This is a genomic window from Bacillus marinisedimentorum (assembly GCF_001644195.2).
Classification (GTDB): domain Bacteria; phylum Bacillota; class Bacilli; order Bacillales; family Bacillaceae_O; genus Bacillus_BL; species Bacillus_BL marinisedimentorum.
The window spans coordinates 1-25,728 of the sequence record NZ_LWBL02000009.1 but is presented as its reverse complement, the minus strand read 5'-3'; the positions used below and the strand labels follow the sequence as shown (position 1 = coordinate 25,728).

Genomic DNA, 25,728 nt, shown 5'->3' with positions numbered 1-25,728 from the left:
TCACTCCCTCATTGGCCCTTTTTTCTTGACATCACGCACTTTCAAATAACCCGGCCTGAATTTCTCCTTTTGAAGAATATTTCTGAAGACAGTATCTTTTGAAGATACATAATAAGGAGTTAATGGCGCAAGGAACGGCACACCAAACGACTTGATCGACACGATATACATATTCCAAAGCAAAAACGCGATTGAGAGTCCGAGCATCCCATATAACGCTGCCGATAATATGAAAATGAACCGGGACAGCCGCAGCAAAAAGTTGAAGCTGACATCTGTCATGGCGAATGACGATAATCCTGATAATGCAGCTACAATGACAATAATTGGGCTGATCAAGTTGGCCTGAACGGCCGCCTGCCCCAGTACGAGCGCTCCGAAAATGCCGATGGTCGGGCCTAATGTTGCCGGAAGCCTAAGGCCCGCCTCACGGATCAACTCAAAGGCAAACTCCATTATGATGACTTCAAAGACGGTTGGAAACGGCACTTTCTCGCGGGCACTGGCAATTGCAAGCAATAAATCAGGCGGAATCATTTCACTGTGAAACGTTGTGATCGCAATATATAAAGCCGAAATGAACAGCGTAATAAAAAAAGCGCCGACACGTATGAACCTGGAAAAGTTCCCAAACAGGAAACGCAAGTAGTGATCTTCCGGTGAGTGGACAAAAGACCAGAATGTCACCGGCACGATTAGACAGGCAGACGAGTTGTTCATCGCCAATACGATATACCCGTCTTCGAGGAAGGCAGCAGCCCTGTCCGGCCGCTCTGTATACAAAACTGTCGGCGCGATGGAATACGGCCTGTCTTCGATGTATTGCTCAAGCATTTCTACGGTTCTCACGCTATCCGCGTCAATGCTTGTTATCCGGTCCTTGACGGTTTCGAGCACGTCATTATTCGCAAGATCTTTAATATATAAAACGGTAACATCCGATTTGGTCCGTGAACCGACGGGGATTGTCTCAGCGATCAAGTTCTCATTCGGAAGCCGTTTCCTTAGAAGCGAAAGGTTAACAATGGAAGATTCGGTAAATGCCTCTTTCGGCCCGCGGATGGCATTTTCGTTTTCAGGCTTGTCAATCTTCCGGTGCTGGAATTCAGCCGTTCCAAATGAATAAGACTTTTTGTCACTGTCTGTAAACAGGACGGCATTGCCGATGAGAATATCATCTGTTATTTGTGAAAAGTCATCCAGTACGCTTACCTTGTCAACCGTCACTCTTGAGGGGATATCATCCTCCGAACGGTTTTTGTCCAAAAGCGGCTTAATCACGTTTTGCTGGATAACGCTGTCATTCACAATGGAAGCGAGATAAAACAGGGCGGCCTTCTTTTTGCCACCGTCCAGTGAGAGCATCCGGCACTGAAAGTCACTGTTCACCGGATACGAAAATCGTTTTTTCACTTCATCGATATTTTGCTGGAAGTGTCTATATACAGGGGTGAAGTCTGATTGTTTCGGTTTATTTTTCAGAAAACGGAACATGGCCCATACCCTCCGTTAGATGACTTACCCGTTAGCTTTACCAGCTGTGGCATATTTATGTAACTCGGCGTGTCCTATAAAAGCATTTTTAATGATCCGGCGGATGTCTACATAAATAGGTGCACCCTGTCACAGATTAAGACAGGATAAGTGGAGGGAATGACATGGAAAAAAAGAGCACTGGAAAAAAAGCAGGGGAGAATCTCGCCTGGTGGCAGCTATCATTAATTGGAATCGGATGCACGATCGGAACAGGTTTCTTCCTCGGCTCCAGTATCGGAATCCGTATGACTGGGCCATCCATAGTATTCTCATTTATGCTGGCTGCGCTGGCAACTTATATCGTTTACGATGCCCTTGCTGCCATGACGGTTGATCATCCGGAAAAAGGCTCTTTCCGCACCTATGCGAAAAAGGCTTACGGGAGATGGGCAGGATTCAGCAGCGGGTGGGTGTACTGGTCTTCTGAAACGCTTATAACCGGAAGCCAGATTACGGCGCTTTCTTTGTTCGCAAAGTTCTGGTTTCCCGACTTGCCGCTCTGGGTGTTCTCCATCTTTTTTGGGGTCCTGGGGCTTGTTGTATTGCTGACAGGCGTTAACGGGTTTGAGAGGCTCGAGAATGTGCTCGCGGTGGCCAAGTTTGCCGCAATTGTGATGTTTATTGTCATTGCTGGCGCTGCTTTGCTTGGATTTATTGACGGGGGAGGGGACCGGCCCGGAATTCCGGGATCCATTGTTGAGTATTTTCCAAACGGTTTCAAAGGGTTTTCGACTGCACTCATATTTTCTTTTTATGCGTTTGGAGGCATTGAAGTTCTCGGGCTGATGGCCAGCAAACTCAAGAACAAGGAAGATGCACCGAAAGCAGGCAGCCTGATGCTTTTGGTTTTGATGGTGATCTACGTTCTCTCAATCGGACTTGCACTGATGCTTGTTTCATGGAAGACATTTAAAACGGATGAAAGTCCTTTTGTCATTGTGTTGGAAGGATTCAAAATCCCGTACATGAGCGATGTGTTTAACGGCGTTTTCATCATAGCCGGATTCTCCACGCTTGCAGCCGCATTGTTTGCGGTGACGACAATACTTGTCACGCTGTCAGAAGATGGCGATGCCCCTAAACTCTTTTCGAAAAAGACAAAGAAGGAGATTCCGCTGTTTGCAATCGGGCTTACCGCTGGGGGGCTGGCAGCTGCAAGCATTGTTTCCCTGCTGCTGCCGGAGAAGGTGTATGAATATGTCACGACGGCAGCCAGCTTGATGATTTTGTATAACTGGGCCGCCATCCTGATGTCTGTCCAAAAGGTGATCGACCTGAAGTCATGGGGGCATATTAAAAGAATATTCGGCTTCCTGCTCATCGCTTTTGCAATCGGCGGATCCATGTTTGATAAAGTGAGCCGCATCGGATTTTTCATCAGCATCGGATTCCTATTCACCATTATCCTGGTCACCTATATCATGACGCGCATTTGGAAAAGAGCCGAGAAAGCGTAAATAGGGCGGACATTGCCTCAAGGCAATTCCCAGGCAATTTTTTCACTGAAACAGCACTTTTGCAGCCTGCAGACCGAAATAGGTGCCAAAGCCGATGAGAGTCAGGCCGGCACATCCAGAAAGTACTTTCAGGAGGCGATCGGTTAAAATGTGCCGGAAGCTGCTTGAGAGTATCGCTGTGCACAAATCAAACAAAAACAGGCCGACGAAGATGCCGCTGCTGTACAGCAGCGTTTCATATGTACTGTACGATGAGGCTGTTTTTGCAAGGACCGATCCGTAAATGCCAAGCCAGAAAAGGATGCTGACCGGATTTGAGATTGAAATGAGAAACCCGAAAATATAGCTTTTGAACGGAGTATCACTGCTGCGGGACTCGTTTATCGAGATTTCACTTGTGGTCATCAGGCTCTCAATGCCGGTATATACGAGCACAAAAAAGCCGAACAGCCAGAGGAGGGTCTGGATGAACGGTGTATTCACTAATTGCGAAACACCCAGATAAATAAGAATCATGAACAAAATATCAGCCGACATCGCTCCGAGGCCGACCATCCAGCTGCTGAAAAACCCATTTTTAATTCCTTTTTCCATCTGGGCGATAATGACCGGGCCAAGCGGGATTGACAGGGCCAGTCCGAGGACGACATAACTGAAAAAAATGGACACGGCAGACATCTCCTTTTCATTTCGAAAAATGGCATGTACCCTATCCTATTCAGTCAAGCCAGCCTGTACAACTGGTAATTCAGAAAAGGAGAACGCCTTTTTTCTCTGTTACATACATAAAAAAGCACCGCCTGGCAGATTAGCGCAGGCAGTGCAACTTTTCTCACACCGTTATTCTTTTTCTGTCTTGGAGTCAAGCTTCCACGTCTTGACATCATCCGTTTCCACGATCCCCATTTGAACATCGCCGATATCAGGGTCGTTCAAAAGCGTATCGCGAATCCGGAACTTGATGTCATCTGCATCCGCAAGTGAAAGGCCTTTTTTGAGTTCGATATATGTTTCGACATGATAGACTCTTCCTTCCTGAAGAATCCGCATTTCCATAATATCTACCACTTCTTTTTCAGACAGGATATCTTTTGCAACCCGGTCCTGAATCGCCTTGGGCGCAGCTACACCAATCAATCCCATTGTGTTTTCGTAACCGATTTTTATTGCGATTCCAATAAGCAGGATACCGATGAGCAATGTGCCGACACCATCAAGCAAGTAAAAGCCTGTTGTATGGGCAACGACAATCGCTATCAGTGCGATTAAAGCTCCGGCTGTCGCAATGATATCTTCATAAAACACGAGCCGTGTCGGCGGCGAAGCGTAGCTGACATTTTTAAACGCTGCCGGAACAATTCCAAAGCCGCTCGCTTCATTCCTGCTTTCGTTGACAATTCCTTTCATCGCCTTAATGAGCACAAATCCATCTACTAAAATTGCCGCTATGAGAATGAGCACATTCAGCCAAAGATTACTTGAAGCTTCAGGATGCTGGATGAGTTCCCAGCCGTGCAAAATCGTTTCATAGGCCATGATGGATACGACAATGACGGCCACAAGTACGAACAGGTTGACAACACGGCCGAAGCCTGCCGGGAATCTTTTTGTCGGTTCTTTTTCTGCAAGGGCACTCCCGAAAAAAACGAATGCCTGATTCGTTGCGTCAGCAACTGAATGCAGTGTCGTCGCCATCATCGTACCGCTTCCGCTGATAAAAGCAGCTATTCCTTTTAGCAGCGCCAGTCCTGTATTTCCCAGTGCGGCTGTGCCGGCAGATGTGTTCCCTTTTTTTAATAGCTCTAACATCGTTTCACCTCTTACTCTGTCTTTTTTATCGGATGTTTACTGCTATTTATTTTCCCTATTTGCTTTTTTGAAAACATTAGGATTCGCTCGTGGCAATGCGGATTGCAGCCGATGGGTCATTGGGTGTTACCGGGAAAATCTCCGTAACTGCAACTTGATCATTAACTATTCCCGTCCATGTCTGCTTCCAGTTCCTGCCTATGAACCGCTGTTGGAAGATGAAGCGGCTGAGGCACCTGCAACTGCTGCAATCAGGGCTGCCTGCTGTGCCTGGATAACGGCTTCGATTGTTGTATAAATACCTGTTTCGAGCACGCCTTTATCTTCAAGTTTTTCACTCAAAAGAATATTCACTCCCATCATAAAATTCATATCCTTATGCCATCTGAATAACTTATCGTCAAGCAGCTGGTCAGCGATTTCACGGACGGTGAGAATCGTGTTTGTCCGGTCTTCAAGAAGGGAGAGCAAGCCTATCGCAGGATAATATGCCGGTTTAGGGCGAATTCCAGCGTCATGAAGTGCATCGAATACTTGCTTGCTCCTTTCAATCAGAACCCTGGTGTCTGCCTGCTGGTCGATCGATAATATATGGCTTAAAAATTGCAGGTCATTTCCTTTTCGGAATCCCTGGTCATTCAAATTGCCGTAAAAGAATTCAATATGCTCCATTATTTCTTCAACTGGTTCGCTGCGTTCTGTAAGAAGGACAGCAAGCGGATAGTCTGATGAGGAAGTAAGGAAGAAATGCCTGGAACGCATGCCTTTGTAGATTGTGAGAGATCGTTCAATTTTCTGATGATAGCCCTCACCATCCGGCTCAGAGCTCAGCATGACCAGTGCGGATAGATAGGTGAACGCACCGCGGCTGAATCCCCCGTCTGTCAGATGCCGGTATAAGCTAAGAAGATCCTCGATTTTCTCTTCGGGTTTCTCAAAGCGGACATCAAGCATAGCTGCTGCGGTAAAACGCTGATATGAGTTCAGGGTTGAAAACATCCCGGCTTTCTTCTTTATGGCGTCACTCAGCGCGATAAAGCGTTCCATTTCAAAAGGCTTACCGTTAATGATATACATCGAAGCGACAAGCATAAGTGCACGCGGATCAGAGACTTTCCATTTCAATTGTTTCTTGAGCTCGCCATAAAGGCGTTTGTAAGAATCGACTTTGGCTTGCAGGCCTTGTTCAAGCATGTGACCACATCCTCTTTTTAAAATGGTTTTTATGTAAATGCATGAGCTTCAGTATTTATACGATTTTCCAAGGCCGAATGTTTCAAAAAAAGCAGCGGAAAAAGGCTTTCCCGCTGAATGGGACAAGCCTTCGGTGAATGATTGAATATCAGACTCTTTAGTTCTGGATGGTTCGATGATTAAACCGCTTCCTGCCGGTTTTTCACAACAAGGAACGCATGGATTGCACCAGGCAGCCAGAAAATAGAGGTCAAGATGAGATTAAGCAAGGCCTTCATAGGCTTGCCAGTCAGAAGCACCGCAAGCGGAGGCGCAATCAAAGCGAGTAAATACATAAGCATACCAGTTTCAACCTCCTTTTCTTACTGTTTACCACCGTCATAGGCAAACCAATCTGGAAATTGTGCATGTGTACAAAATTTGATTCAGGGCGGAGATTTTCAGCAGGAAAAGTTGCCAGGCAATTGCCTGGCAACTCAAAAACGGCAGAGTTCCGTCCCTTTTCTTGACCACAGTGTGTCCGATGGTGAATCCGTTTCGGCATTTTTGCACAATATAAAATGATACCTTGTACAATCGTATATATTCCTGTAGTACACAACTCGGGCCGGGCAGTATCTGCTTTTTCCTGTTGCGCCAATCATGAACGTTTCTTTACAAAAACAGGAGAATAAAGGAATAAGGGCAGCTTGTAAAGAAATAGTAAGAGTAAATGTCAAATCATATTGTGAAACTTAAGCCGCCGGGAGGGAGCAGAGATGATTAAAGAAAAAGTGCGTTTGCTGCCATTTCACACGTCCGATCCTTCTTTTGATGCAGTTGTGAGGCTATTCAGCGACAGTTTTTTTGATAGGCATTACACTGATCGTGATTTACAAGAGGCGAAAGAAAACATCCTTAAACATTCAAAAAGACCGGGATTCAGAGGATTCACCGCTTTTAACAGTCAAGGGGATGTCATTGGATTCATTTACGGGTATGCATCATTGCCGGGACAGTTTTACCACAGCCAGCTGAAGAAGGCACTTGATCCTGAAGCAGGTGAAGAATGGCTGACGAACTCGTTCGAACTGGTTGAGCTTGCTGTTGATAAACAGTTTCGCCGCCGCGGTGTTGGAAGCCATCTGCACGATGCCCTGCTCGGGCGGCTGCCGTGTGAAAAAGCCATATTGACAGTCGGCAAAGGCAATGAAACAGCACGCCAGTTTTATTTGAACAAAGGCTGGGAAATCCTCTCATCTGAAGCGATCGTCATTCCGGGGATTGAGCCGCAGACCATTATGGTTAAACGGCTGAAAGACCCTTTGTAATTCAAAGGTTAAAAAGGCAGAAGCAGTCTCGGGTTGAGAGACGTTCTGCCTTTTGTTTTGCAAACTTATAAACCGGGAACCGAACCGAAGAAATCACGATAGTCATTTACATAATAATCAGCGCCTTTTTCCTTGTTTTGAAACAGGCAGGTTTTGATGCCCAGTTCCTGTGCCGGCTTAATGTCAATTGTACGATCCCCGATTACGAGGTCGAGGTGATATTTTTCATGGAGATACCGGTAAGCTTCCGGATCGGGTTTGCGCGGGAAGCCGTCTTTTTCGGTTACAATTTCGGAGAAGTACCGAAGCCAATCGTGATGCCGCAAAATGGCTTCCACCTCGGACCTGTCCTTATGTGTCATGATAAGATTTTTGTCGGCCCGTTTGAGAACTTCCTCGACACCGGGGAAAGGCTGCGGATCATGCACCGGAATATCAGCGATTTTATCATAGATTTCCTTGACCTGTTTTTTGGTGAGTGCATAGTAACGGATTGCGTGAGAAAACGAAACTTTGAGCTTTCGGTAAATTTCGTTTTCATCCGTTGAAGGCCCGATTACATGTTTATATATTGCTGTATAAGTCGGGTATGTATTAAATAGGGTTCCATCGAAATCCCATAATAAGTTCATGTTTTCCGCTCCTTTTTGCCGAATAATAATATATTTACCAGGACAGGAGATTTAAAACATTACCGCTTTATCATTGGCCCGATTTAAAATCGCTATACATCAAAAGAAAGGAGGGGGCGAAACAGGCTCCCTTCCTTTGTAATTATTGTGCAACTTGCCAAAAATGAATTGAGATGGAAAAAAATCAGCTGAAAAAATGCCTGGCAATTGCGAAGCAATTGCCAGGCATTTGATGGGTATTTCAATTCTAATCTGCGAGTTGTTCGCGGTATTGGTCTTTGACTAAGGCGGTCAGTCCGATGTTGTCGAGGTATGGGGTAGGTGCCAGGAATGTGACGGTGACGACGCCCGGATGCCGGCCGATTTCAATTGAACCTGTTATAGTGGCGCGGTTCATGATTTCGGGTGCTGTTACGCCAAACAGGTCAGCAGCGCGTTTTAAGCCGTTTTCGGTCGCTTCGTTAAGGTTGGCACCGGTTCCGATAAAGGAAATCGGCAGGGACTCCTCAAGCTTCCGGACACCCCACTGGGAAGCAAGGTTTTTAGCCTGGGTCCGTTCTTTTTTGGTAATAGGTTTTGCAAGGTATGGAAGATCATCGGCGGCCGGCAGCAGAATCGGACCTTCAATATCAAGATCCTTCAGCACTTTTACCTGCATATTCACAATGCCGGCGACATCTGTCGTATGGCCGGCGATTTCACCGTCGCCCTGCATGGCGTGCATATCACCAAGATAAACACCGCCGCCCGGCACTTTCACAGGGCAAATCAGGATTGCCCCTTCTCGGACCCGGTTGATATCCATATGGCCATCCGTCCGGTCTTCAAGCTGCTCCTTAGTGATGCCGTATTCATGCGGGGCATCGATCAAAAACTGGCCAAAGTCCCCGGCATTGTGGGAATCGGGCAGCGCCCGTTTCGGAGTCGTTCCAAGCTGTCCGAGGAAAGGACGAAGTCTGGCTACCGTTCCGACAAGGTCATGAGGAGCGAAGGTCACGACCGGATTTTGGACGGAGTTCTCAGGTGTTGACATGAACGTGCGGCCGTCAAGCGCAATTTCCTCGGCTGCCTCTTTTGACAGGGTGACACCAATTGTCCTGCTCGAATCAAAAGCGATTGTGTAGCCATTCGTAAACACGAAAGGAGTGATATCGGCGCCGCAATTGCTGCAGCGGATTGCTTCAGGCCCTGTACCTTCAATTTTAGTTTCCGGGTACATCGTGCCGCATTCAGGACATTTCACCGCAACAAACGGATCACCAAGGAAGCGGCCGTCCACCGGCTTGTCATTCCCGGATGATGTGGCAAGGGATGTGACCTGGATTGACTTTAGCCGGATCGCAATCGCATCGCCCACTTCAGCTCCTTCGACAAAAACCGGCTTTGTCACTTCATGGCCGCCCCTCAGGCATGGGGTGATCATCGGTCCCCAGCAGCCAGGAGTTGTATTGGCGATAATATGCCCGCCGTCCTTGACAGGCCCGAGCATCCCGCCTTCCGGATCCAGAATTCCATTCGTAAATTCATTCACATAAACCGTTTGTTTCGCTTCGCTCATGTCGTCTCCTCCTTAATTTATATCCTTCTCTATCAGTCTATTAAAAAAAGGAAAGGGATACAATTTTGGGTGCATCAGAGCTGCAGGAATTTGTGTTTCTGCCAAGGTAACTGGGAGAAACAAGAGAAGAGCGGGACTGAATTTACAATATGATACAATTGATATCAGATTAACATGTAGTAGAAAGGCTATGTTAAAGCATATTGCTAATTTTGCTGTTGTTGATAGGAGCCGCATGTGCGGGACTCCAGCAGAAGCAGCGGGAAAGGTGAGGCCCGGCTGCAAGAAGGAGACGTACGCCCTGTGGCAAAGAAGACAAGGTTTATGCAGCCGAGGGAAGCAAGAACGGCTGCCGCACTTGTGCCATTGGTGAAAGTGAGCACCTGAAGTGGGAATCAACAGCTTCGTTTTACAGAGCTAATAGAAAAAAGAGGTGGTTCCATGCCTGTTTCGGCATCTCATCGCATATTGGAGTTACGGGAAATTTTGTTGAACGAGACAGATGAACTCCATGAGCTGTCTGTTGAGGATCTGATTGGGAAATTGAAGCTTGTTTTTGGTGAAGAGTTTGAAGTGGATAAGCGGGCGATCAAGCGGGATATTAATGCTCTGAACGATACCGGTTTTGAGGTGATGGAAAATACCGGTGAAAAAGGCAAGAAGCTCTACAGCCATCAGGATCCAATCTTTGAAACATATCAGCTTCGTCTCCTCGTTGATGCTGTATTGAGCGCGAAGTTCATAACAGAAGATGAAACTGACCGGATTATCAGCAAGCTGAAGCTTTTGACAAGCCGGCATATTGCCAAAAGCTTGCCGAGCCCGCTTATTTACAGCCAGCCCTCAAGTGTTGATTATAAACAGATTAAATTCAATATCGATAAAATCCATACAGCCATCTCCGACAGCAAGCATCTGAGATATCAATACGGTACATATAACGCCCGCAAAGAATTCACTCTCCATCGTGATGGTGGATGGTATGATGTCCAGCCGTATGCATTGATCTGGAATAATGATTTTTATTATTTGATCGGAAAATTCATGAAGACAGGGGAAATGCGCCATTACCGGGTGGACCGCATGCGCGATGTGAAAGTCAAAGAGGAGCAGCGTTTTAAAAAAGAACTCTTTGATATTACCGCTTACGTAGGTAAAAGCTTTCAGATGTTCAGCGGGGAGGAGGACTGGATAAAAATCCGGTTCAGCAATATCTTGATCAACCCCGTATTGGACCGCTTCGGCATGGGGGCTGATATCCGTCCGGCTGATGAGGACCATTTCATCCTTTCAGCTAAAGCATCAGTGAGCGACGGCCTGATCGGCTGGATCCTGAACTGGGGCAGCAAAGCGAAAGTAATCTCCCCGCCATCCCTTGTCCAAAAAATGACAGAAGAAACCAAAAAACTGCACTGCCTGTATTCCGGAGAAGAATAAAAATGCCTGGCAATTGCGTCGCAATTGCCAGGCACCGTTCTGTACGGTTTTTTTAAAACTTCGTCCATCTGCACAAATCCGCCCTAAGACAGGCAATCACTCTCCGTCTTACATGTTCACAGCGATGGATGCTGCAATTTGGGCGTTGTTTTTGACTAGGGCAATGTTTGTTTCAAGGCTTTTGCCTTCTGTCAAATCCTTTACGCGGCTCAGGAGAAACGGTGTGACATCTTTGCCGGTGATATTCCGTGCCTTTGCTTCGGCAAGGGCATTTTCAATGACCGAGCTGATGAAGTCCTCACTGAGTGCATCTTTTTCAGGCACAGGGTTGGCGACTACAATGCCTCCTTCAAGGCCGAGTTCCCATTTGATCCTGATCAGCTCAGCCGCTTCTGCCGGGGTGTCCACCCGGTAGTCAATCGGGTGCCGGCTAGATCTTGTATAAAATGCCGGCAGCGTATCCGTACCGTAACCAAGGACAGGCACTCCGTGTGTTTCCAGATATTCAAGCGTCAGGCCAAGATCTAAAATGGACTTTGCGCCTGCACATACTACTGCAACATTTGTCTGGGCCAACTCCTGCAGGTCTGCCGAAATATCCATCGTTTCTTCCGCACCGCGATGGACACCGCCAATGCCGCCTGTCGCAAACACACTTATTCCGGCAAGCTCTGCACAAATCATTGTGGCGGCAACAGTCGTCGCACCGTTTTTCTGCTTTGCCAGCAAGTAAGGCAGGTCACGCCGGCTGGCTTTAATGACATTATCGGCTTGCGCAAGATACTCGATTTCTTCTTTTGACAAACCTATTTTTATTTTGCCGTCTAGAATGGCAATGGTGGCCGGTACGGCACCGTTTTGCCTGATGATTTCCTCTACCTCAAGTGCTGTGTCCACATTTTGCGGATAAGGCATTCCATGCGAAATAATTGTAGATTCAAGGGCTACGATAGGGCGGTTTTCACGGTGTGCAGCCGCAACTTCTTCTGAGTATGAAAGATAAGAATCGATATTCATGGTTTGATTCCTCCAAAATAGTATTGGTATGTTTCCTGCAAAGAAAGCTCATTCAAATCGCGGGAGACGGTATCTTCCGTCTGCAGGGAATGAATCGAGCAAGCCATGCCGTAGCGGCACGCTTCGCCGAGATCCATGTGCCTGTTCAGCCCGTAAAGGATGCCTGCCACAAGGGCGTCGCCAGCCCCTGTCACTTCCCGGATTTTTTTTAGGGAAGGAGCCTGCAATCTGCCGTAGGAAGCCGAGCGGTCAAAATAAAAAAGCCCTTTTTTGCCAAACGTGATCACCACGTTTTCGACTCCTCTTGAAAACAGGGAAGCCGCCGCCTTCTTAAAATCCTCTTCGTTTTCAAGCGTGATGCCCGTCATCGCTTCTATCTCGTCGCGATTTGCTGCCAGGAGTGTAATGCCTTCCAATCGATGAGGCAATTTTTTCACTTTGGGAGCCGAAACAGGCGCAACGCAAAGGGGCACGTTGCTCTGGCCGCAGCGTTTGATGACATGACTGATGACTTCGCTTGAAAAGTTCGTGTCGATCATGACAAAACTTGATGCGGCCAGGATGTTCCAGCGCCTGTCGATATCAGAATCCTCGATGCGGTCATAAATTCCCATATCAGCCAGGGCTACAATCATGTCGCCGCTTTCGTCAAGAAGTGCTGTATACGAACCGGTTGCCGCTTCGTGAATCGAATACGACGGGCTGATGTCCATATGTTCTTTGGAGCTGTCAAGCAGCCACTCTCCATCCGGATCTTCACCAACGACAGTCAAAAGAGAGACAGGCATGCCAAGGCGGCCGAGGTTTTCTGCGACGTTGCGGGCGACGCCGCCTTTTGCCTTTTTACTGGTCACCGGATTCGAGGTGCCCCACTGGATGTCGCCATGAATCCATGATTTGCGGTCGACATTCGACCCGCCGATACAAGTAATCAATCTTTCTTCCTTGGGCACGTAAGCCCTTCCGATAATTTCCCCTTTTTTCATAAGGTTGGAAATATAGCCTGCGACAGCGGAACGGGAGAGTCCGAGCTGTTTTGAGAGCTGGTGCTGTGTCACAAAAGGGTTATCTTTAATCATCGACAATATCTTTTTTTCGTTCTCATTCATGACCGGGCCCCCTTATTAAATATCCCATAAACACTTGTCTATATTATAAACAAAAGTTTAGAATAGAGCCATCCTATATCAGCAAAATATTTACATACTGTTACTAAATGGTCTTATAGGCCTATACGAGATGCTGCTAACAGGTGTATCATGAAGAAGAAGGCTATTTTTTCAAATCGAAATGGGTTTAATTGCCCATTTTGCAGTAGGTGTCCGCATAAATGGAGGTTTGACAACATGGGGGATGAGCTGGTCTTTTTATTTCTTGCAGTTTTAATGAATATGCTGCTTATTTTCGGAGTGTTTCTGCTTCCGAATATGACGCGGGAAAAATGGATGTGTACATATGCACAGGCGCTGTTTCTTGCACTTTCGCTGTGGGTGACTGCCGGTTTTTTGCTGCTTGCCAGCGGACATTCGCTCGCTTTTTTTGACGTATACCCGGAATTGATTTTTTCTTTCGTTTTTTCTTTTTTGATTTATACGGTGTTCACTCATTTCTTGGGAAAAATATTGGCAGTTGATTCTTCTTCAAGGTACACGGGCTTATTGAGTGTTGTTTATGGTACGGTAACTGTGATGCTGCCTGCGTATGTATTAAAAGAGTACAATCATGCTGAGATCGAGTGGGAATGGAAAATCCTCATCGTAAGTATGCTGTTGTATATAATTACGTTTTTCCTCCTTGTCAGGGTTTTGAAACAGGTGAGGGTCGACCAGCTCCGCAACCGGCGAAACGTACCGCTTTCATTTCAGGCTGTTTTTTCTTTCCTTGCTGCAAGCGGAGTGATCGGCGCCTGCCTGACAATGCTTGAGGCATCTGGATTGGGTGAAAACAGAGATGATTTTATTGTTGAGCTGCTGACGGTCTTTTTGCTCATTCTTTTAGCCATGAAGTATGGTGAAAAACAGTATAAGGAAAAGCAGGCTGAACTCGAGGAAAATAATGAAAAACTCGAATTTTTGGCCCATCATGACCCTTTGACGGGGCTGCCGAATCGGATGGCGATTCAGAATCAGATCAAAATGACCATTAAAAGCCGGAAACCTTTTTACCTGCTATTCCTCGATCTTGATTCATTCAAGATGATCAATGATTATTATGGCCACCAGCACGGGGATACCGTCTTGAAGCAAATGGGCATCCGGCTGAGCAAAGCACTGAAGCATAAGGGAACGGTTTCACGTGTCGGCGGGGATGAGTTTGTCATCCTGCTGCCGGGGGATGAGGCAAGGCTTCATGATATACTGGATCAATTGATCCGTGTGGTCACTTTGCCCATCAGCATTGATGGGAAAACGGTTACCATCACAACGAGCATGGGGGCAGCCTGTTATCCGAAACATGGGCGGACCGCTCCCGCTTTGATGAAGTACGCCGATTTGGCTATGTATCATGCGAAAGACTCCGGTAAAAACCAGTACCAGATCTATTCAGAAGAAATGTTGAAAGAGAGCAACAAAGTTGTGGAGTTAAAGACAGATCTCAGACATGCGTTAACGAAAAATCAATTTCGGATTCTGTACCAGCCCCAGATTGATTTGCGCTCTGGAACGATTACCGGGTTCGAAGCCCTGCTCCGCTGGAAACACCCGGGACGCGGTGTGATTTCCCCCGTTGCTTTTATTCCGCTGGCCGAAGAAACAGGGGATATCGTTCCAATCGGCGAATGGGTGCTCCGGAATGCGGTAAGAGAACTTCAAAACTGGCAAATTGTTTATAAGAAACAATTGAAAATGGCGGTTAACATATCCATAAAACAGCTTGAGCATCCGAATTTTATACATACAGTGGAAGACATACTGAATGAAACGGCTCTCGATCCTTCCCTTTTGGAACTCGAAGTTACGGAAAGCCTGGCAATGAAAAATGTTGAGTATGCCCTTGAAGTCATTGAAAAGCTGAGGGAGTTTGGAGTCCATGTATCGATTGATGACTTCGGTACTGGCCATAGTTCCTTAAATTATTTGAGGCTCCTCGGCATCAAGCATATTAAAATTGACCGCACCTTCATCAAAGATATCGAAGAAAAAAGTGAAAGCAGGGAAATCATCAGGGCGATTCTGTCAATTGCGAGGCATTTGCGGCTTGATGTTACAGCTGAAGGGATAGAGACAGATGAGCAGCTGCAATTTTTACAGGATCTCGACTGTTCGTACGGACAGGGATATCTGTTTGCCAGACCGCTTGAACGCAAACACGCCGAAGCCTTTTTGAAAAGAGAAGCGGAAACGGCGGCCACTACCCATAAATCGGGGAAACGGCCTTGAATAAATTAAATAATATGAATATGTTCATATTGGTTTCCGAAAAATGAAGGAAACAGCAGGAGTCATTGGATAATGTTTCAATTTCAAGAATAATGCTCTATTTATCAGGTTGGGAAACGCGGGATGAATAGCGTACGCTTACATTATCCTGTAGTAATTCATTTTTTCTCCACCTGTTTAGGTGACTGCAAACAAAGTTTGCAGTTTTTTTTTTTTTTTTTTCAAACCCTGACAGTTTTTATGTACGGACATTTAAGAAAAACTGATGTCAACTATATTTCAAATAAGTGCCTAAAACATATTGATAAAGGCAAGAATAACACCAACCGGATCTTATCGGTAACAGTGAATCCACTTCATTTTACAAAACAATGGGCGGCAGGATTGATTGTTTTTGTCCAAATCAGTAGGCTGAATAAAAGCAATTCGAATCAGACAATTTACAGAAACGCTCCAAGTTTTTTACACTAGGAGCGTTTTTCTATGTTCTTCATCATACGGATTTGGTTGGTGAAACTACTGTTGTTTTCCGTTCTATTTTGTACCTTTGTTCAAAACCGCACCCGTTAGTATGTTCAGGCAGGGTATCTACTTATCATCAAAAAAAGAAAACTTTTTTGGTTTTTTGTCTTTATTTTTTAAAATATTGCCAGTCCAGCCTTTTTTCTTAAGCCACAAAAAGATGATTGTAGAAATGATTGCCATCAAACTCAGAGATGCCCAATACCCCCACTTCTCGTCCAGTTCAGGCATATATTTAAAGTTCATCCCCCACAATGCGCCAAGCGCAGTTATCGGTGTGATCAGCACTGTGAAAACGGTCAATGTTTTCATGATTTCGTTGGCCCGGTAGGATACCAGTCCGTTATTCAGTTCGCGCAGGGTGTCAAGATCCTTTTCAAAGTTGTGGATAAGCATTTCAAACCGGCTGAAACGGGATTTCACCAATTGATATTCTTTTTCTTCGGTCAGTTCGTCAAGATAAGCTTCCTCAAGTGTGGCGTAAAGCTCTTTGAGTCCCAACTCCAAATCGGCCCAGCGCATTAATTTGTAGCGGAAATTGTAAATTTGTTCAAGGTGATTTACACGCCGGTTCTGGCTGACCCTTTCATGTACCCGTTTGATGTGATCACCGGTAGGCTGCAACTCAAGCAGAAAGCTTTCTAAAATATCTCCGAGAAGGCGCAAAAGACCCTGTGGTGCAGAGCCGGCGTTTGAAAACTGTTTTACCGTATCCTTCTTTTCGATCGTTTTAAGTTTCGAGAAGTCCAGGCCGATTGTGATCAGTTTTTTCTTTGTCACATAGATATAACAGGGCATATCCCTGTCTTCTTCATAATCATACGTAATCAGGCTGGATACAGTTGCATGTTCTTCGCCCCATGAGAGAACTTGAGACACGAATTCGCTAAATTCTTCATTTTTTGCTCTGTCAAGCCAATCAGGCAAATGGGGATCATCCATTGAGTCTGCGGCTTTTTCTGCTTCCTCTAAATTGTCAAAATTATGCCATTCCCAATTGTTAAAATAATATTCCATAATAAAGTTCCCCTTTTTGCTCAGGTCTACTTGCTACAACGTAATTCCCCTGTAAAGAAACAATCAAACACTGCGGCTTAATGTAACAAATTCCATGCACCATTCATTTTCATCTGTGTGGGTTGTATAAAAGAAATACGAAAAAAGCATAACAGATGCACCGGCGCGAAAGTTGTGATGTACGGCGTGAAATGTGGGGTAGTGACCGTGAAATGTGCTGAGTTTGGCGTGAAAAACACGGAGTCCCGCGTGAAAAGGGCACTCCCGCAACGCAGCTATATGGGTACGGCGTGAAAAATGGTTATCCGACGGGAAATGAATGAGCTTGTTAGAAAATGGATTGTCTTTATAAAAGGCTGTGTTAAAGCACAATGTTGATTTTTTCACTAGTTGATTGGAGTGGAAGGTCCGAGATTCCTGCGGGATTAGCGGGACAGGTGAGACCCCGCAAAAGCGTCAGCGATGAGAAGGCTCACCGCCCGTCCCGCGGCAAAGAAGACACCGTGAGTGCGACCGGAGGGAAGCAGAAACGGATGTCGCACTTGTGCCCTTGGGTGAAAGCGAGTACCTGCAACGGAAATCAACACTAGCGTTTAACAGAGCCTTATAAAAAAAGCCCGGCCATAACTAACTGCTTAACTCTATAGATCATGTTCAGAAAGCCGTAAAATAAAAAATCCGAACCAATGCGAAATTCCATTTGAAGCTTCGCAGCATAGTTCGGATTTTTTTGATTAAAATATTTTTGTCCCAGCCTTATCAGGAAATGCTGTCTAATTCATATCCGTCCATTCGATTTTACCGGACTTGTTTTCAAAATCAAGGTCTATTTCAAAATTGTGTTTAGTATAAAAATGCTCAAGGCGATCGACATGATCCCAATCGCGTGCAGCGATATCACCGGTGATATACTGGATGTTCTGGTCCCTGGCGATTTCTTTCAGGTGATCCATCAGCACTGTCCCATATCCTTTTCCTTCAGGTCCGCGGATGTCGCCGATATGGATCGTGTTTTTATCCCTGTATTCGGCATGGATGGAAAAATCCCAAGATCCCCGGAAAGAACGGCTGCACTCATTCAGCATGACTTTGCAAATATTGCCGTCATCGACAGCTGATACAATAACCCAGTTATCGTCTTTTGCCTGGTCAATGCCGAGGACCTGCCGTTTTTTGGCGATATCTTTCATGTTTTGCTGTATCCTGAACATTTGAATCTCCAATTCGTCCAATTCTCTTTTCAGCTCTTGCGGATCTTTTGATTCTTCCGTTTCCGCCAGCTTGCTGAGCAGCATCAAATCCTCCTCTCTTTCGAAGTAATGGTGTTATGCATACATTATAATAAGGATAAAATAGCAATTTCGTTCATTGCCTGGAGCTTCGGCCAGGCACACAGTTACCCATTCTAACGCATGACCTGCTTAATTTGCAAACGCTATGTTTAACATATGTACAGATATACAAGAGCCCTCATCCGCAGATGGGGGCTCTTGCATTTTCATCATTTTAGTACCATGAGGCACCGACGATGATGAGGAGGATAAACAGAACAACGATTAAGGCGAATCCTCCACCGTAACCAGAGCCGTAACCCATTCATTAACACCTCCTTAGTTCTTACACTATTACATTATGCAGACCATGAAGATTCGTTTGGACAAATGGGAATACAACTCAAAAATAGGCTGGAATGGTGGATAGGAATGCTGTGTGATTGCCTGGCAATTGCCAGGCAATTTTCAATCATTTTGGAAAGGATTTTCCAGGTGTGCCGTTTTTGGTATGGGTCAGTTGGTATGATGCAATTGCAGACAGAAGAGTAAAAGAAAACTTCCTTCAATGGAGGAACAGCTTGGCATCTGGAGATGATTTGCTCTTCAAACTGAAATATATCAGGGGGGAAGAAAAATGAAAAAAGGTATTGCTGTCATTTCAATGTTTGTGTTGATTATGTTGGTCAGCGCATGTGGAGCGGAAGAGAGCACGATGGAATCAAAACAGGCCAACGGCGGAAACACGGAGGAGAAAGTGAAGGAAAAGGAAAATCTGGATGAGGAGGAGGAAGCGGCAAAAGAATATTATGAAGCGATGTTTGCTGACGAAGAAACCCAGAAAGCGTATATAAATGACTATATACACAGCGAAACACAAGGGCTATATGAATTATCCGCCGGAACAGTGACTGAATCGGATAAAGCGAACAGCCAGAATCCAAAGGTGATCGAAAGTATTTCAGGTAAAGAGGATGGGGAAGAGTGGAAGGCCGTTCTTGTTCATTTGGATGACAAAAACGGCGATTTGAGAGAAAACATTCATGCTTATGCAAAAGATGATGAAACATTTAAGCTTTTTATGGTTCTTTCCGGAAATGCAGAAGATCAAGATATGAAGGAAAGTTATGAAGAGATGAGAGGCCGCTTTGATACACCGGTGCCAGCAGAAGTGAAACAGCGGCAAAAAGAGGAGGAAGGCAAAGAAGCTTCTATAGAAGTCATAGAAGAGACATATGCAGCATGGGAGGACAGTATCGATACTGTATGGGCGCATTATTCAGCAGTTATCAAGAATACAGGCAACGCGCCGGCTGCACTTGGTGCCCTCCAAATTAACTTTAACGGAACAGACGGCAGCATCCTCGGAACCGCACAAATGTTTTCGGCAACACCTGATGTCATTATGCCGGGTGAAACAGCTTATATCAGCGAGTCGACAATAATGGAAGGCGCATCAAGTCCTGATGAATTCAAAAGCGCTGACATCAACCTTGATTTCAGTAAAACTGCGGAAGAGCCAATGATGCTCGAAACGGACAGCATAAAGCTGAAAGAGGGAGATCCCGAATACGGAACCCCATACATCGTTACGGGTATGGTATCAAACCCGACGGATCAAAAAGCGGACGATATCAGGATTTCTGCAGCTTTGTTTGATGAAGCCGGTAATTTCCTCGGTGTTTTGGATGGGGGGATTGAGGTGAGTCTAAATCCTGGCGGAAAAGCAGGCTTCCAATTGAACTATCCTGAGCTGCCGGCTGAGATCGCCGGAAAAGCGGCAGAAGCAAAAGTAAAAGCGTATAATTGGTCGTTTTAATTAAGAAGCCTTGCCCGGGTGATTGTTCGGGCAGGGCTTATTTTTCACGGTATAGGAGTATAAATTGTCAGCAAAGAAACATTTCGATTTTTAGAATATAGATTTAAACAGCAGTGCTCGCTGGCGTCTAGTTCCAGGCGCCAGTGGCTATCGTCATAGGGGGGACGCCTTGCACTTTTCTTACAGCAGGGATAATTCTAGACAGACAGCCGCTGCAAAATAAACGATCCAAACATGACAACGAGTGAAATCACAAGCGCTGTCTTCGTCCGGCTGCCGCTTTCATATTTGTCATCCACAATGCGGATCGCAGCGATACAAAAACCTGCAAATCCGAAAAACATGAACACAAGCAATAAAATGGACATTGATCTTAGTCCTGCCTTTCCTTAAATAAACTGTTTCGGATTATAGCATAAGCTGACACTATTCAGCCAACCTGTCAAACTCATTCATGCTCCAGGTTTCCGGGATTCAGAGAAGACAGGATACGTGTGCCAATCTCTTTTTAAGAATGGATTGGAAGAAAAATGGGTAATGAATATATACCACCATTTAAGGAGGGATACTTTGATACCAAAACTGGAAGAAATCATGACTAAAGATGTTCGCACGGTTGCACCTTCGGCAAATATTACGGAGGTCGCTAAAATAATGAAAGAAATTGATGTCGGCGTTGTGCCGGTTGTGGATCAGGATCAAGTGGTAAAAGGGGTCGTAACTGATCGTGATATCGTCGTAGCGGGTCTTGCTGAAAAAGGAAGCGCAGATTTTGCTGCAGAAGAGGTAATGACAACAAATCCGGAGACATGCCCACCAGATACGGATGTAAATGATGCATTCCGTCTCATGTCAGACGAGCAAATCCGCCGCTTGCCTGTTACTGATCAGAACAACAAGCTTGTTGGCATAGTATCAATCGGCGACCTGGCTGTTAATGACAAAGGTGAAGTCCGGACAGGGTTTACGCTCGACCATATTTCCCGTCCTTCCCACCCCAAACAATAACTCATAATGAAAGAGAGCCGAGGCATTGGCCATCGGCTCTTTTTTCTGACCCTGTTTAATCTTCGTGTCACAACCGCTTCTGATCCCCGAATAAAAACCTGCCCGTAAGCCCCTGCCTTATCAACTGAAAATTCAACCGGAAAAGCTGCTCCAGAATCAGTAATGTGGTTTACCAATTGAAGAATCTCCCAAGTTATTTAAGTGTAAGTCAGACTAAAGGCCATACTTTTTGATTTTGTTATATAACGTAGCCCGGGAAATTCCAAGCATTTCGGCTGCAGCCGATTTATTGCCGTATGTTTTCATGAGGGCCTGTTCGATTTGTGTTTTTTCATCGGGGGCCGGGATATCCGGAACGGTTTCAAACGATTCAGTAGCGACAGCGACCGATGCTGCGCTGTTTTTTACAAAATCCCGCGGCAAATGGCGGGCAGATATGGCTTCGCCGTCACACAAAATCATCAGACGCTCCATAATATTTCGGAGCTGCCGGATGTTGCCCGGCCAGTTATGATGCAGCAGGACATACATGAGCTCAGGAGCCATTACCGGAATCGGTTTCGAATACTTAACGGAAAACTCCTGCATAAACAGCTGGATGAGATGAGGCAGGTCTTCAATCCGTTCCCGGAGCGGCGGGACATGGACCGACACGACATTAAGCCGGTAATATAAGTCCTCACGGAAATGGCCGCTTTCAATCATTTCATCGACATCCCGGTTCGTTGCCGATATAATCCGAACGTCCTTTATCGAAATAGGCTGTGTTCCGCCAATCCGGTAAAATTGCTTCTCCTGCAGGACCCTCAACAGTTTCACCTGTAAATCAAGCGGCAGTTCACCGATTTCATCCAGAAACAGACTCCCGCCTCTTGCGGCGTCCAGTTTCCCTTTTTTTCCGGTTGTGTTTGCACCGGTGAATGCCCCTTTTTCGTATCCGAACAATTCACTTTCAAACAAAGAAGGCGGGATTGCTCCGCAGTTGATATCAATGAAAGGCCCATCCGCATGGCGGCTTTCGGCATGGATAGATTGGGCGAACAATTCTTTTCCGACGCCGCTTTCCCCGGTGATCATGACCGGAATATCGGAGACTGCGACTCTTTCAGCGAGTTGGATGGCTGACAATAGTGCGGGGCTTCTGCCTTTTATCCGTGCAAACGGTTGGTCGGAAGCATGGCCGTTTTCCATCTGGGTTTCAAGATCACGCACATAAGCTGTCGTCTGGGAAAGCTCGTTGCTGAGCCTGACCATGTCGGTGATATCATGTTCGACCGATATGCCCCCGATAATATGATCATTCATCCGGACCGGCGATGCGTTGATAAGCACATGGACATTTTCGCGGGGGTGGTGATACTGGCGGCGGACTTCCTTGCCTTCTGTCACAACCGACATGACTTTGATGTTATCTTCAAGAAAATAATCCGTAATCGGCTTCCCAAGAATTTCGCTTTCCGGCCATTTGAACATATCCTGTGCCCGCTCGTTCCAGGATATGATGTTGCCGCCCTGATCAACCGCAGTAACGGCATCTTCAATCGTTTCCAGCAACGTATTGTAATAGGAAGATGAGATTTTCCATTGCTGGAAAATCACCCTGATGAGTGTTTGATAGGGAACGGCCCCGACGAATTCACCGCTGCTGTTTTGGAGGGCAATATCCCTGCCGTCATCAATTTCTTTCACATCCGATAACTGGCTGTCTTCTGGATAGATTGTCATAAAATTGGGGTCATAATGTTTATCCCATGGAATAGACAGGGAAGAGAGAAGAAAGTCCTGATTAAACATTTATGTAAACCCTCCTATACAGTTAGTTTACACAGAACTGTAAAATGTATTATTCGTTAAACACTATTGTTAATTCTATTGTAAGGATTTATCCGATATTTCTCAATTAAAAAAATTGGCACAATTGTTGCAATAGAAACAGGTGTAAGCGGATTCATAATCCAGATTTTTTGTGAGGTGGATAAAATGATTGAAAAGGTTACAAACAACCTGTTTTCTTATGCTTCGCAAAGCCGGCCGTTGAATGCTATGGCAAAGAAATGGGGGCTGAAACTTGGCGCTTCCCAGGTCGTTGCCGGTATGGATATTCCGAGTGCCATGCAAAAAGTGAAAGAACTTAATGCCAGGGGGATTCACTGCACACTTGATCATTTGGGCGAGTTTGTTTCAACTGAACCTGAGGCGAGAGAATCGGCGAATTACTGCGTGAACACGATTGAGGCGATTGCCGATCACGAAGTGAACAGCCATTTGTCGGTGAAGCTGACACAAATCGGCCTTGACATTTCTTATGATTTCACCCTGGAAAACATGAGGCGAATTGTCAGCACCGCCGCCCAATACGGCATTTTTGTAAGGATTGATATGGAAGATTACTCGCACTGCCAGATGACCCTCGATTTATTACAAGAACTCCGCAAGGACTTTGATAATGTCGGAACAGTCATTCAGGCTTACTTATATCGTTCAGCAGAAGATATCGACCAGCTTAATGGAGTGTCCCTCCGCCTTGTAAAAGGTGCTTATAAGGAATCCCCTGAAGTTGCATTTCAGGATAAACGGAAGGTGGATGAAAATTTCTTTTCAATCATCAAACAGCACCTGGACAGCGGCAGCTATACAGCGGTCGCATCCCATGACCATACTATCATTGAAAAAGTGAAAGCTTATACAGAAGAGCGGGGCATAACGAGGGAGCAGTTTGAATTTCAGTTCCTTTACGGTTTCCGTACAGAGCTGCAGGAAACACTCGCACAGGAAGGCTATAAGGTCAGGGTCTATGTGCCGTTCGGCGATGACTGGTTCGGTTTTTATATGAGAAGGCTGGCCGAGCGCCCGCAAAATATCGCATTTGCTCTGAAAGGCCTGTTCTCGAAGTAACACTTCCCGAGGATGATGAAGCATTGATATTTACAAAAGTGTAAATACTGGTGTACAATGTTTTTACACTATTGTAAATATAATGATAGTTTCTTAGATTGCCGATCTGGCTAAAAATAAAAGGAATGCAGATTGGCACAAAATTTGCATTATTAAGACAGGTAATAAAGAAGAAAGGGGTATGTCCATGTTTACACCATACAGACACGAACCATTCACAGATTTCAGCGCAGAGGAAAACAAACGAGCCATTGAAGAAGCCGTTAAGAAGTTTGAAAATTCACTCGGCGAACATTATGATCTCGTCATTGGCGGTGAACGGGTTTCCACCGAGGGCAAACTCGTTTCTTACAACCCTTCAAATAAGGAAGAGGTAATCGGCACCGTCTCAAAAGCGACACCCGAACTGATCGACAAAGCATTTGATGCTGCCGAAGAGGCGCTAAAGTCATGGAGAGACTGGGCACCGAAAGCACGTGCCGAAATCCTTGTCAGGGCTGCTGCCATCATGAGACGCCGCAAGCATGAGCTGTCAGCTGTCCTCATAAAAGAAGCAGGGAAGCCGTGGAAAGAGGCAGATGCCGATATTGCCGAAGCCATCGATTTTCTTGAATACTATGCTCGTCAGATGGTTGAACTTGCGGACGGCAAGCCGGTGAACAGCCGTGACGGCGAGAAGAACGAATACATTTATACACCAACAGGGGTAGCCGTAGTCATTCCGCCATGGAATTTTGCTGGGGCAATCATGGTCGGCACAACCGCCGCTCCTATCGTTACCGGCAATACAGTTCTTTTGAAACCGGCAGAGCCGACACCGCTGATTGCGGCCAAGTTCGTTGAAATCCTTGAGGAAGCAGGCCTGCCAAAAGGCGTTGTCAACTTCGTGCCGGGCGATCCGCTTGAAATCGGTGACTATATGGTTGACCACCCGAAAGCGGCACTAATCAGTTTCACTGGTTCAAGAGCAGTCGGAACCCGCATTTACCAGCGTGCCGCCGTTGTTCAGGAAGGCCAGAATCATTTGAAGCGTGTCATTGCCGAGATGGGCGGAAAAGATACGGTCCTCGTTGACAAAGATGCCGATCTTGATCTTGCAGCTGAGGCTGTGCTTGCCTCTGCCTTCGGCTTCTCCGGCCAGAAATGCTCAGCGGGGTCACGTGTTGTCGTGCATGAAGAGGTATATGATGAAGTTCTTGAAAAAACTGTTGCATTGGCGAAAGAACTGGAAGTCGGCAATCCTGCTGAGAAAAATTACTATATGGGACCTGTCATCAACCAGAAAGCGTACGATAAAATCATGGGCTATATCGATATCGGCAAGGACGAAGCCCGTCTAGTCGTTGGCGGTGAAGGGGATACGTCCAAAGGATACTTCATCCAGCCGACCATTTTTGCGGATGCCGACCCGAAAGCGCGCATTATGCAGGAAGAAATTTTCGGCCCGGTTACAGCGTTTGCCAAAGCAAAAGACTTTGATGAAATGCTTGAAATTGCCAACAACACAGAATACGGCCTGACTGGTGCCCTGATTTCACGAAATGCCGAGCACATCGAACGCGCCAAGCGTGAATTCCATGTCGGCAACCTGTACTTCAACCGCAATTGCACAGGAGCCATCGTCGGCTACCAGCCATTCGGCGGCTTCAAAATGTCCGGTACAGACTCCAAAGCGGGCGGTCCGGATTACCTGGCACTTCACATGCAGGCGAAGACAATCAGCCAGATGTGGTAAGAGCAGGTAAATAACGTTTGAATCAATTATTACCCGTATGCACTTAATTGTGTATACGGGTTTTTTTATTGTTAAGGAAATAATAAAATTTTTGCGTTATGGATAAAAAGCGAGAAGGGAGTCATCCAGCT

At 46.0% G+C, this 25,728-nt stretch carries 22 protein-coding genes; 8 read left to right on the top strand and 14 right to left on the bottom strand.

The window, feature by feature from the left end; genetic code table 11:
• Positions 1-1,494 (bottom strand): spore germination protein, encoded by a 1,494-nt coding sequence (locus A4U59_RS02340; protein ID WP_070119594.1) that lies wholly within the window; start codon positions 1,492-1,494, stop codon positions 1-3.
• A gap of 164 nt (positions 1,495-1,658) precedes the next feature.
• On the opposite strand from A4U59_RS02340, the gene A4U59_RS02335 reads away from it, so the two are divergent.
• Positions 1,659-2,993: an amino acid permease gene (locus A4U59_RS02335; protein WP_070119593.1), complete on the top strand. Its 1,335-nt coding sequence runs from the start codon at positions 1,659-1,661 to the stop codon at positions 2,991-2,993.
• Between the two features lie 42 nt (positions 2,994-3,035).
• Here the strand turns inward: A4U59_RS02335 and A4U59_RS02330 are convergent, their stop codons facing one another.
• From A4U59_RS02330 to A4U59_RS02315, 4 genes are all read right to left on the bottom strand, one after another.
• Positions 3,036-3,662 carry a LysE family transporter gene (locus A4U59_RS02330; RefSeq protein WP_070119592.1) on the bottom strand — a complete coding sequence of 209 codons (627 nt, stop codon included), beginning with the start codon at positions 3,660-3,662 and terminating at the stop codon, positions 3,036-3,038.
• Positions 3,663-3,833: 171 nt separating this feature from the next.
• The gene (locus tag A4U59_RS02325) at positions 3,834-4,802 is read right to left on the bottom strand and encodes a cation diffusion facilitator family transporter (RefSeq protein WP_070119591.1); all 969 of its coding nucleotides are present in this window, start codon (positions 4,800-4,802) and stop codon (positions 3,834-3,836) included.
• Positions 4,803-5,000: 198 nt separating this feature from the next.
• Positions 5,001-5,996: a DUF4003 family protein gene (locus A4U59_RS02320; protein WP_070119590.1), complete on the bottom strand. Its 996-nt coding sequence runs from the start codon at positions 5,994-5,996 to the stop codon at positions 5,001-5,003.
• 179 nt (positions 5,997-6,175) lie between these two features.
• Complete coding sequence (locus tag A4U59_RS02315) at positions 6,176-6,337, bottom strand: YqaE/Pmp3 family membrane protein (protein ID WP_070119589.1); 162 nt, start codon at positions 6,335-6,337, stop codon at positions 6,176-6,178.
• A 417-nt stretch (positions 6,338-6,754) separates the two neighbouring features.
• Here A4U59_RS02315 and A4U59_RS02310 point away from each other — a divergent pair, with 417 nt between their 5' ends.
• Entirely contained in the window at positions 6,755-7,306 is a 552-nt protein-coding gene (locus A4U59_RS02310) for a GNAT family N-acetyltransferase (RefSeq protein ID WP_070119588.1), read from the top strand.
• Positions 7,307-7,371: 65 nt separating this feature from the next.
• Here A4U59_RS02310 and A4U59_RS02305 read toward each other — a convergent pair whose 3' ends face one another.
• Together A4U59_RS02305 and A4U59_RS02300 are read right to left on the bottom strand one after the other, a co-directional pair.
• Positions 7,372-7,938: an HAD-IA family hydrolase gene (locus tag A4U59_RS02305; protein ID WP_070119587.1), complete on the bottom strand. Its 567-nt coding sequence runs from the start codon at positions 7,936-7,938 to the stop codon at positions 7,372-7,374.
• 247 nt (positions 7,939-8,185) lie between these two features.
• A complete protein-coding gene (locus A4U59_RS02300; RefSeq protein WP_070119586.1) occupies positions 8,186-9,496 on the bottom strand; it encodes an acetamidase/formamidase family protein in 1,311 nt (436 codons plus the stop codon).
• Positions 9,497-9,964: 468 nt separating this feature from the next.
• Between A4U59_RS02300 and A4U59_RS02290 the strand changes: the two genes are divergently transcribed.
• A complete protein-coding gene (locus A4U59_RS02290) occupies positions 9,965-10,933 on the top strand; it encodes a helix-turn-helix transcriptional regulator (protein ID WP_245680474.1) in 969 nt (322 codons plus the stop codon).
• 108 nt (positions 10,934-11,041) lie between these two features.
• Here A4U59_RS02290 and A4U59_RS02285 read toward each other — a convergent pair whose 3' ends face one another.
• Together A4U59_RS02285 and A4U59_RS02280 are read right to left on the bottom strand one after the other, a co-directional pair.
• Complete coding sequence (locus A4U59_RS02285) at positions 11,042-11,944, bottom strand: pseudouridine-5'-phosphate glycosidase (protein ID WP_425388867.1); 903 nt, start codon at positions 11,942-11,944, stop codon at positions 11,042-11,044.
• A gap of 2 nt (positions 11,945-11,946) precedes the next feature.
• Positions 11,947-13,059: a carbohydrate kinase gene (locus tag A4U59_RS02280; protein WP_070119582.1), complete on the bottom strand. Its 1,113-nt coding sequence runs from the start codon at positions 13,057-13,059 to the stop codon at positions 11,947-11,949.
• 237 nt (positions 13,060-13,296) lie between these two features.
• Between A4U59_RS02280 and A4U59_RS02275 the strand changes: the two genes are divergently transcribed.
• A complete protein-coding gene (locus tag A4U59_RS02275) occupies positions 13,297-15,330 on the top strand; it encodes a putative bifunctional diguanylate cyclase/phosphodiesterase (protein WP_070119581.1) in 2,034 nt (677 codons plus the stop codon).
• A gap of 588 nt (positions 15,331-15,918) precedes the next feature.
• Here the strand turns inward: A4U59_RS02275 and A4U59_RS02265 are convergent.
• The 3 genes from A4U59_RS02265 to A4U59_RS02255 form a co-directional block, all read right to left on the bottom strand.
• Positions 15,919-16,869, bottom strand: coding sequence for a CorA family divalent cation transporter (locus A4U59_RS02265; RefSeq protein WP_070119579.1), 951 nt, complete (start codon positions 16,867-16,869; stop codon positions 15,919-15,921).
• A 773-nt stretch (positions 16,870-17,642) separates the two neighbouring features.
• Positions 17,643-18,164, bottom strand: a complete 522-nt coding sequence (locus tag A4U59_RS02260) for a GNAT family N-acetyltransferase (RefSeq protein ID WP_070119578.1) — start codon at positions 18,162-18,164, stop codon at positions 17,643-17,645.
• Between the two features lie 211 nt (positions 18,165-18,375).
• Complete coding sequence (locus A4U59_RS02255; protein ID WP_070119577.1) at positions 18,376-18,465, bottom strand: YjcZ family sporulation protein; 90 nt, start codon at positions 18,463-18,465, stop codon at positions 18,376-18,378.
• A 312-nt stretch (positions 18,466-18,777) separates the two neighbouring features.
• Here A4U59_RS02255 and A4U59_RS02245 point away from each other — a divergent pair, with 312 nt between their 5' ends.
• On the top strand, positions 18,778-19,959 hold the full coding sequence (locus tag A4U59_RS02245) for an FxLYD domain-containing protein (RefSeq protein ID WP_070119575.1): 1,182 nt from the start codon (positions 18,778-18,780) through the stop codon (positions 19,957-19,959).
• A 197-nt stretch (positions 19,960-20,156) separates the two neighbouring features.
• Here A4U59_RS02245 and A4U59_RS21210 read toward each other — a convergent pair whose 3' ends face one another.
• The gene (locus A4U59_RS21210) at positions 20,157-20,327 is read right to left on the bottom strand and encodes a hypothetical protein (protein WP_157888114.1); all 171 of its coding nucleotides are present in this window, start codon (positions 20,325-20,327) and stop codon (positions 20,157-20,159) included.
• A 202-nt stretch (positions 20,328-20,529) separates the two neighbouring features.
• Between A4U59_RS21210 and A4U59_RS02240 the strand changes: the two genes are divergently transcribed.
• The gene (locus A4U59_RS02240) at positions 20,530-20,967 is read left to right on the top strand and encodes a CBS domain-containing protein (RefSeq protein WP_169823893.1); all 438 of its coding nucleotides are present in this window, start codon (positions 20,530-20,532) and stop codon (positions 20,965-20,967) included.
• A gap of 213 nt (positions 20,968-21,180) precedes the next feature.
• Here the strand turns inward: A4U59_RS02240 and A4U59_RS02235 are convergent, their stop codons facing one another.
• On the bottom strand, positions 21,181-22,761 hold the full coding sequence (locus A4U59_RS02235) for a sigma-54 interaction domain-containing protein (protein ID WP_070119573.1): 1,581 nt from the start codon (positions 22,759-22,761) through the stop codon (positions 21,181-21,183).
• A gap of 186 nt (positions 22,762-22,947) precedes the next feature.
• On the opposite strand from A4U59_RS02235, the gene A4U59_RS02230 reads away from it, so the two are divergent.
• Together A4U59_RS02230 and pruA are read left to right on the top strand one after the other, a co-directional pair.
• Positions 22,948-23,862, top strand: coding sequence for a proline dehydrogenase family protein (locus A4U59_RS02230; RefSeq protein ID WP_070119572.1), 915 nt, complete (start codon positions 22,948-22,950; stop codon positions 23,860-23,862).
• A gap of 187 nt (positions 23,863-24,049) precedes the next feature.
• A complete protein-coding gene (pruA, locus tag A4U59_RS02225; protein ID WP_070119571.1) occupies positions 24,050-25,597 on the top strand; it encodes an L-glutamate gamma-semialdehyde dehydrogenase in 1,548 nt (515 codons plus the stop codon).
• The last annotated feature ends 131 nt before the right edge of the window (positions 25,598-25,728 follow it).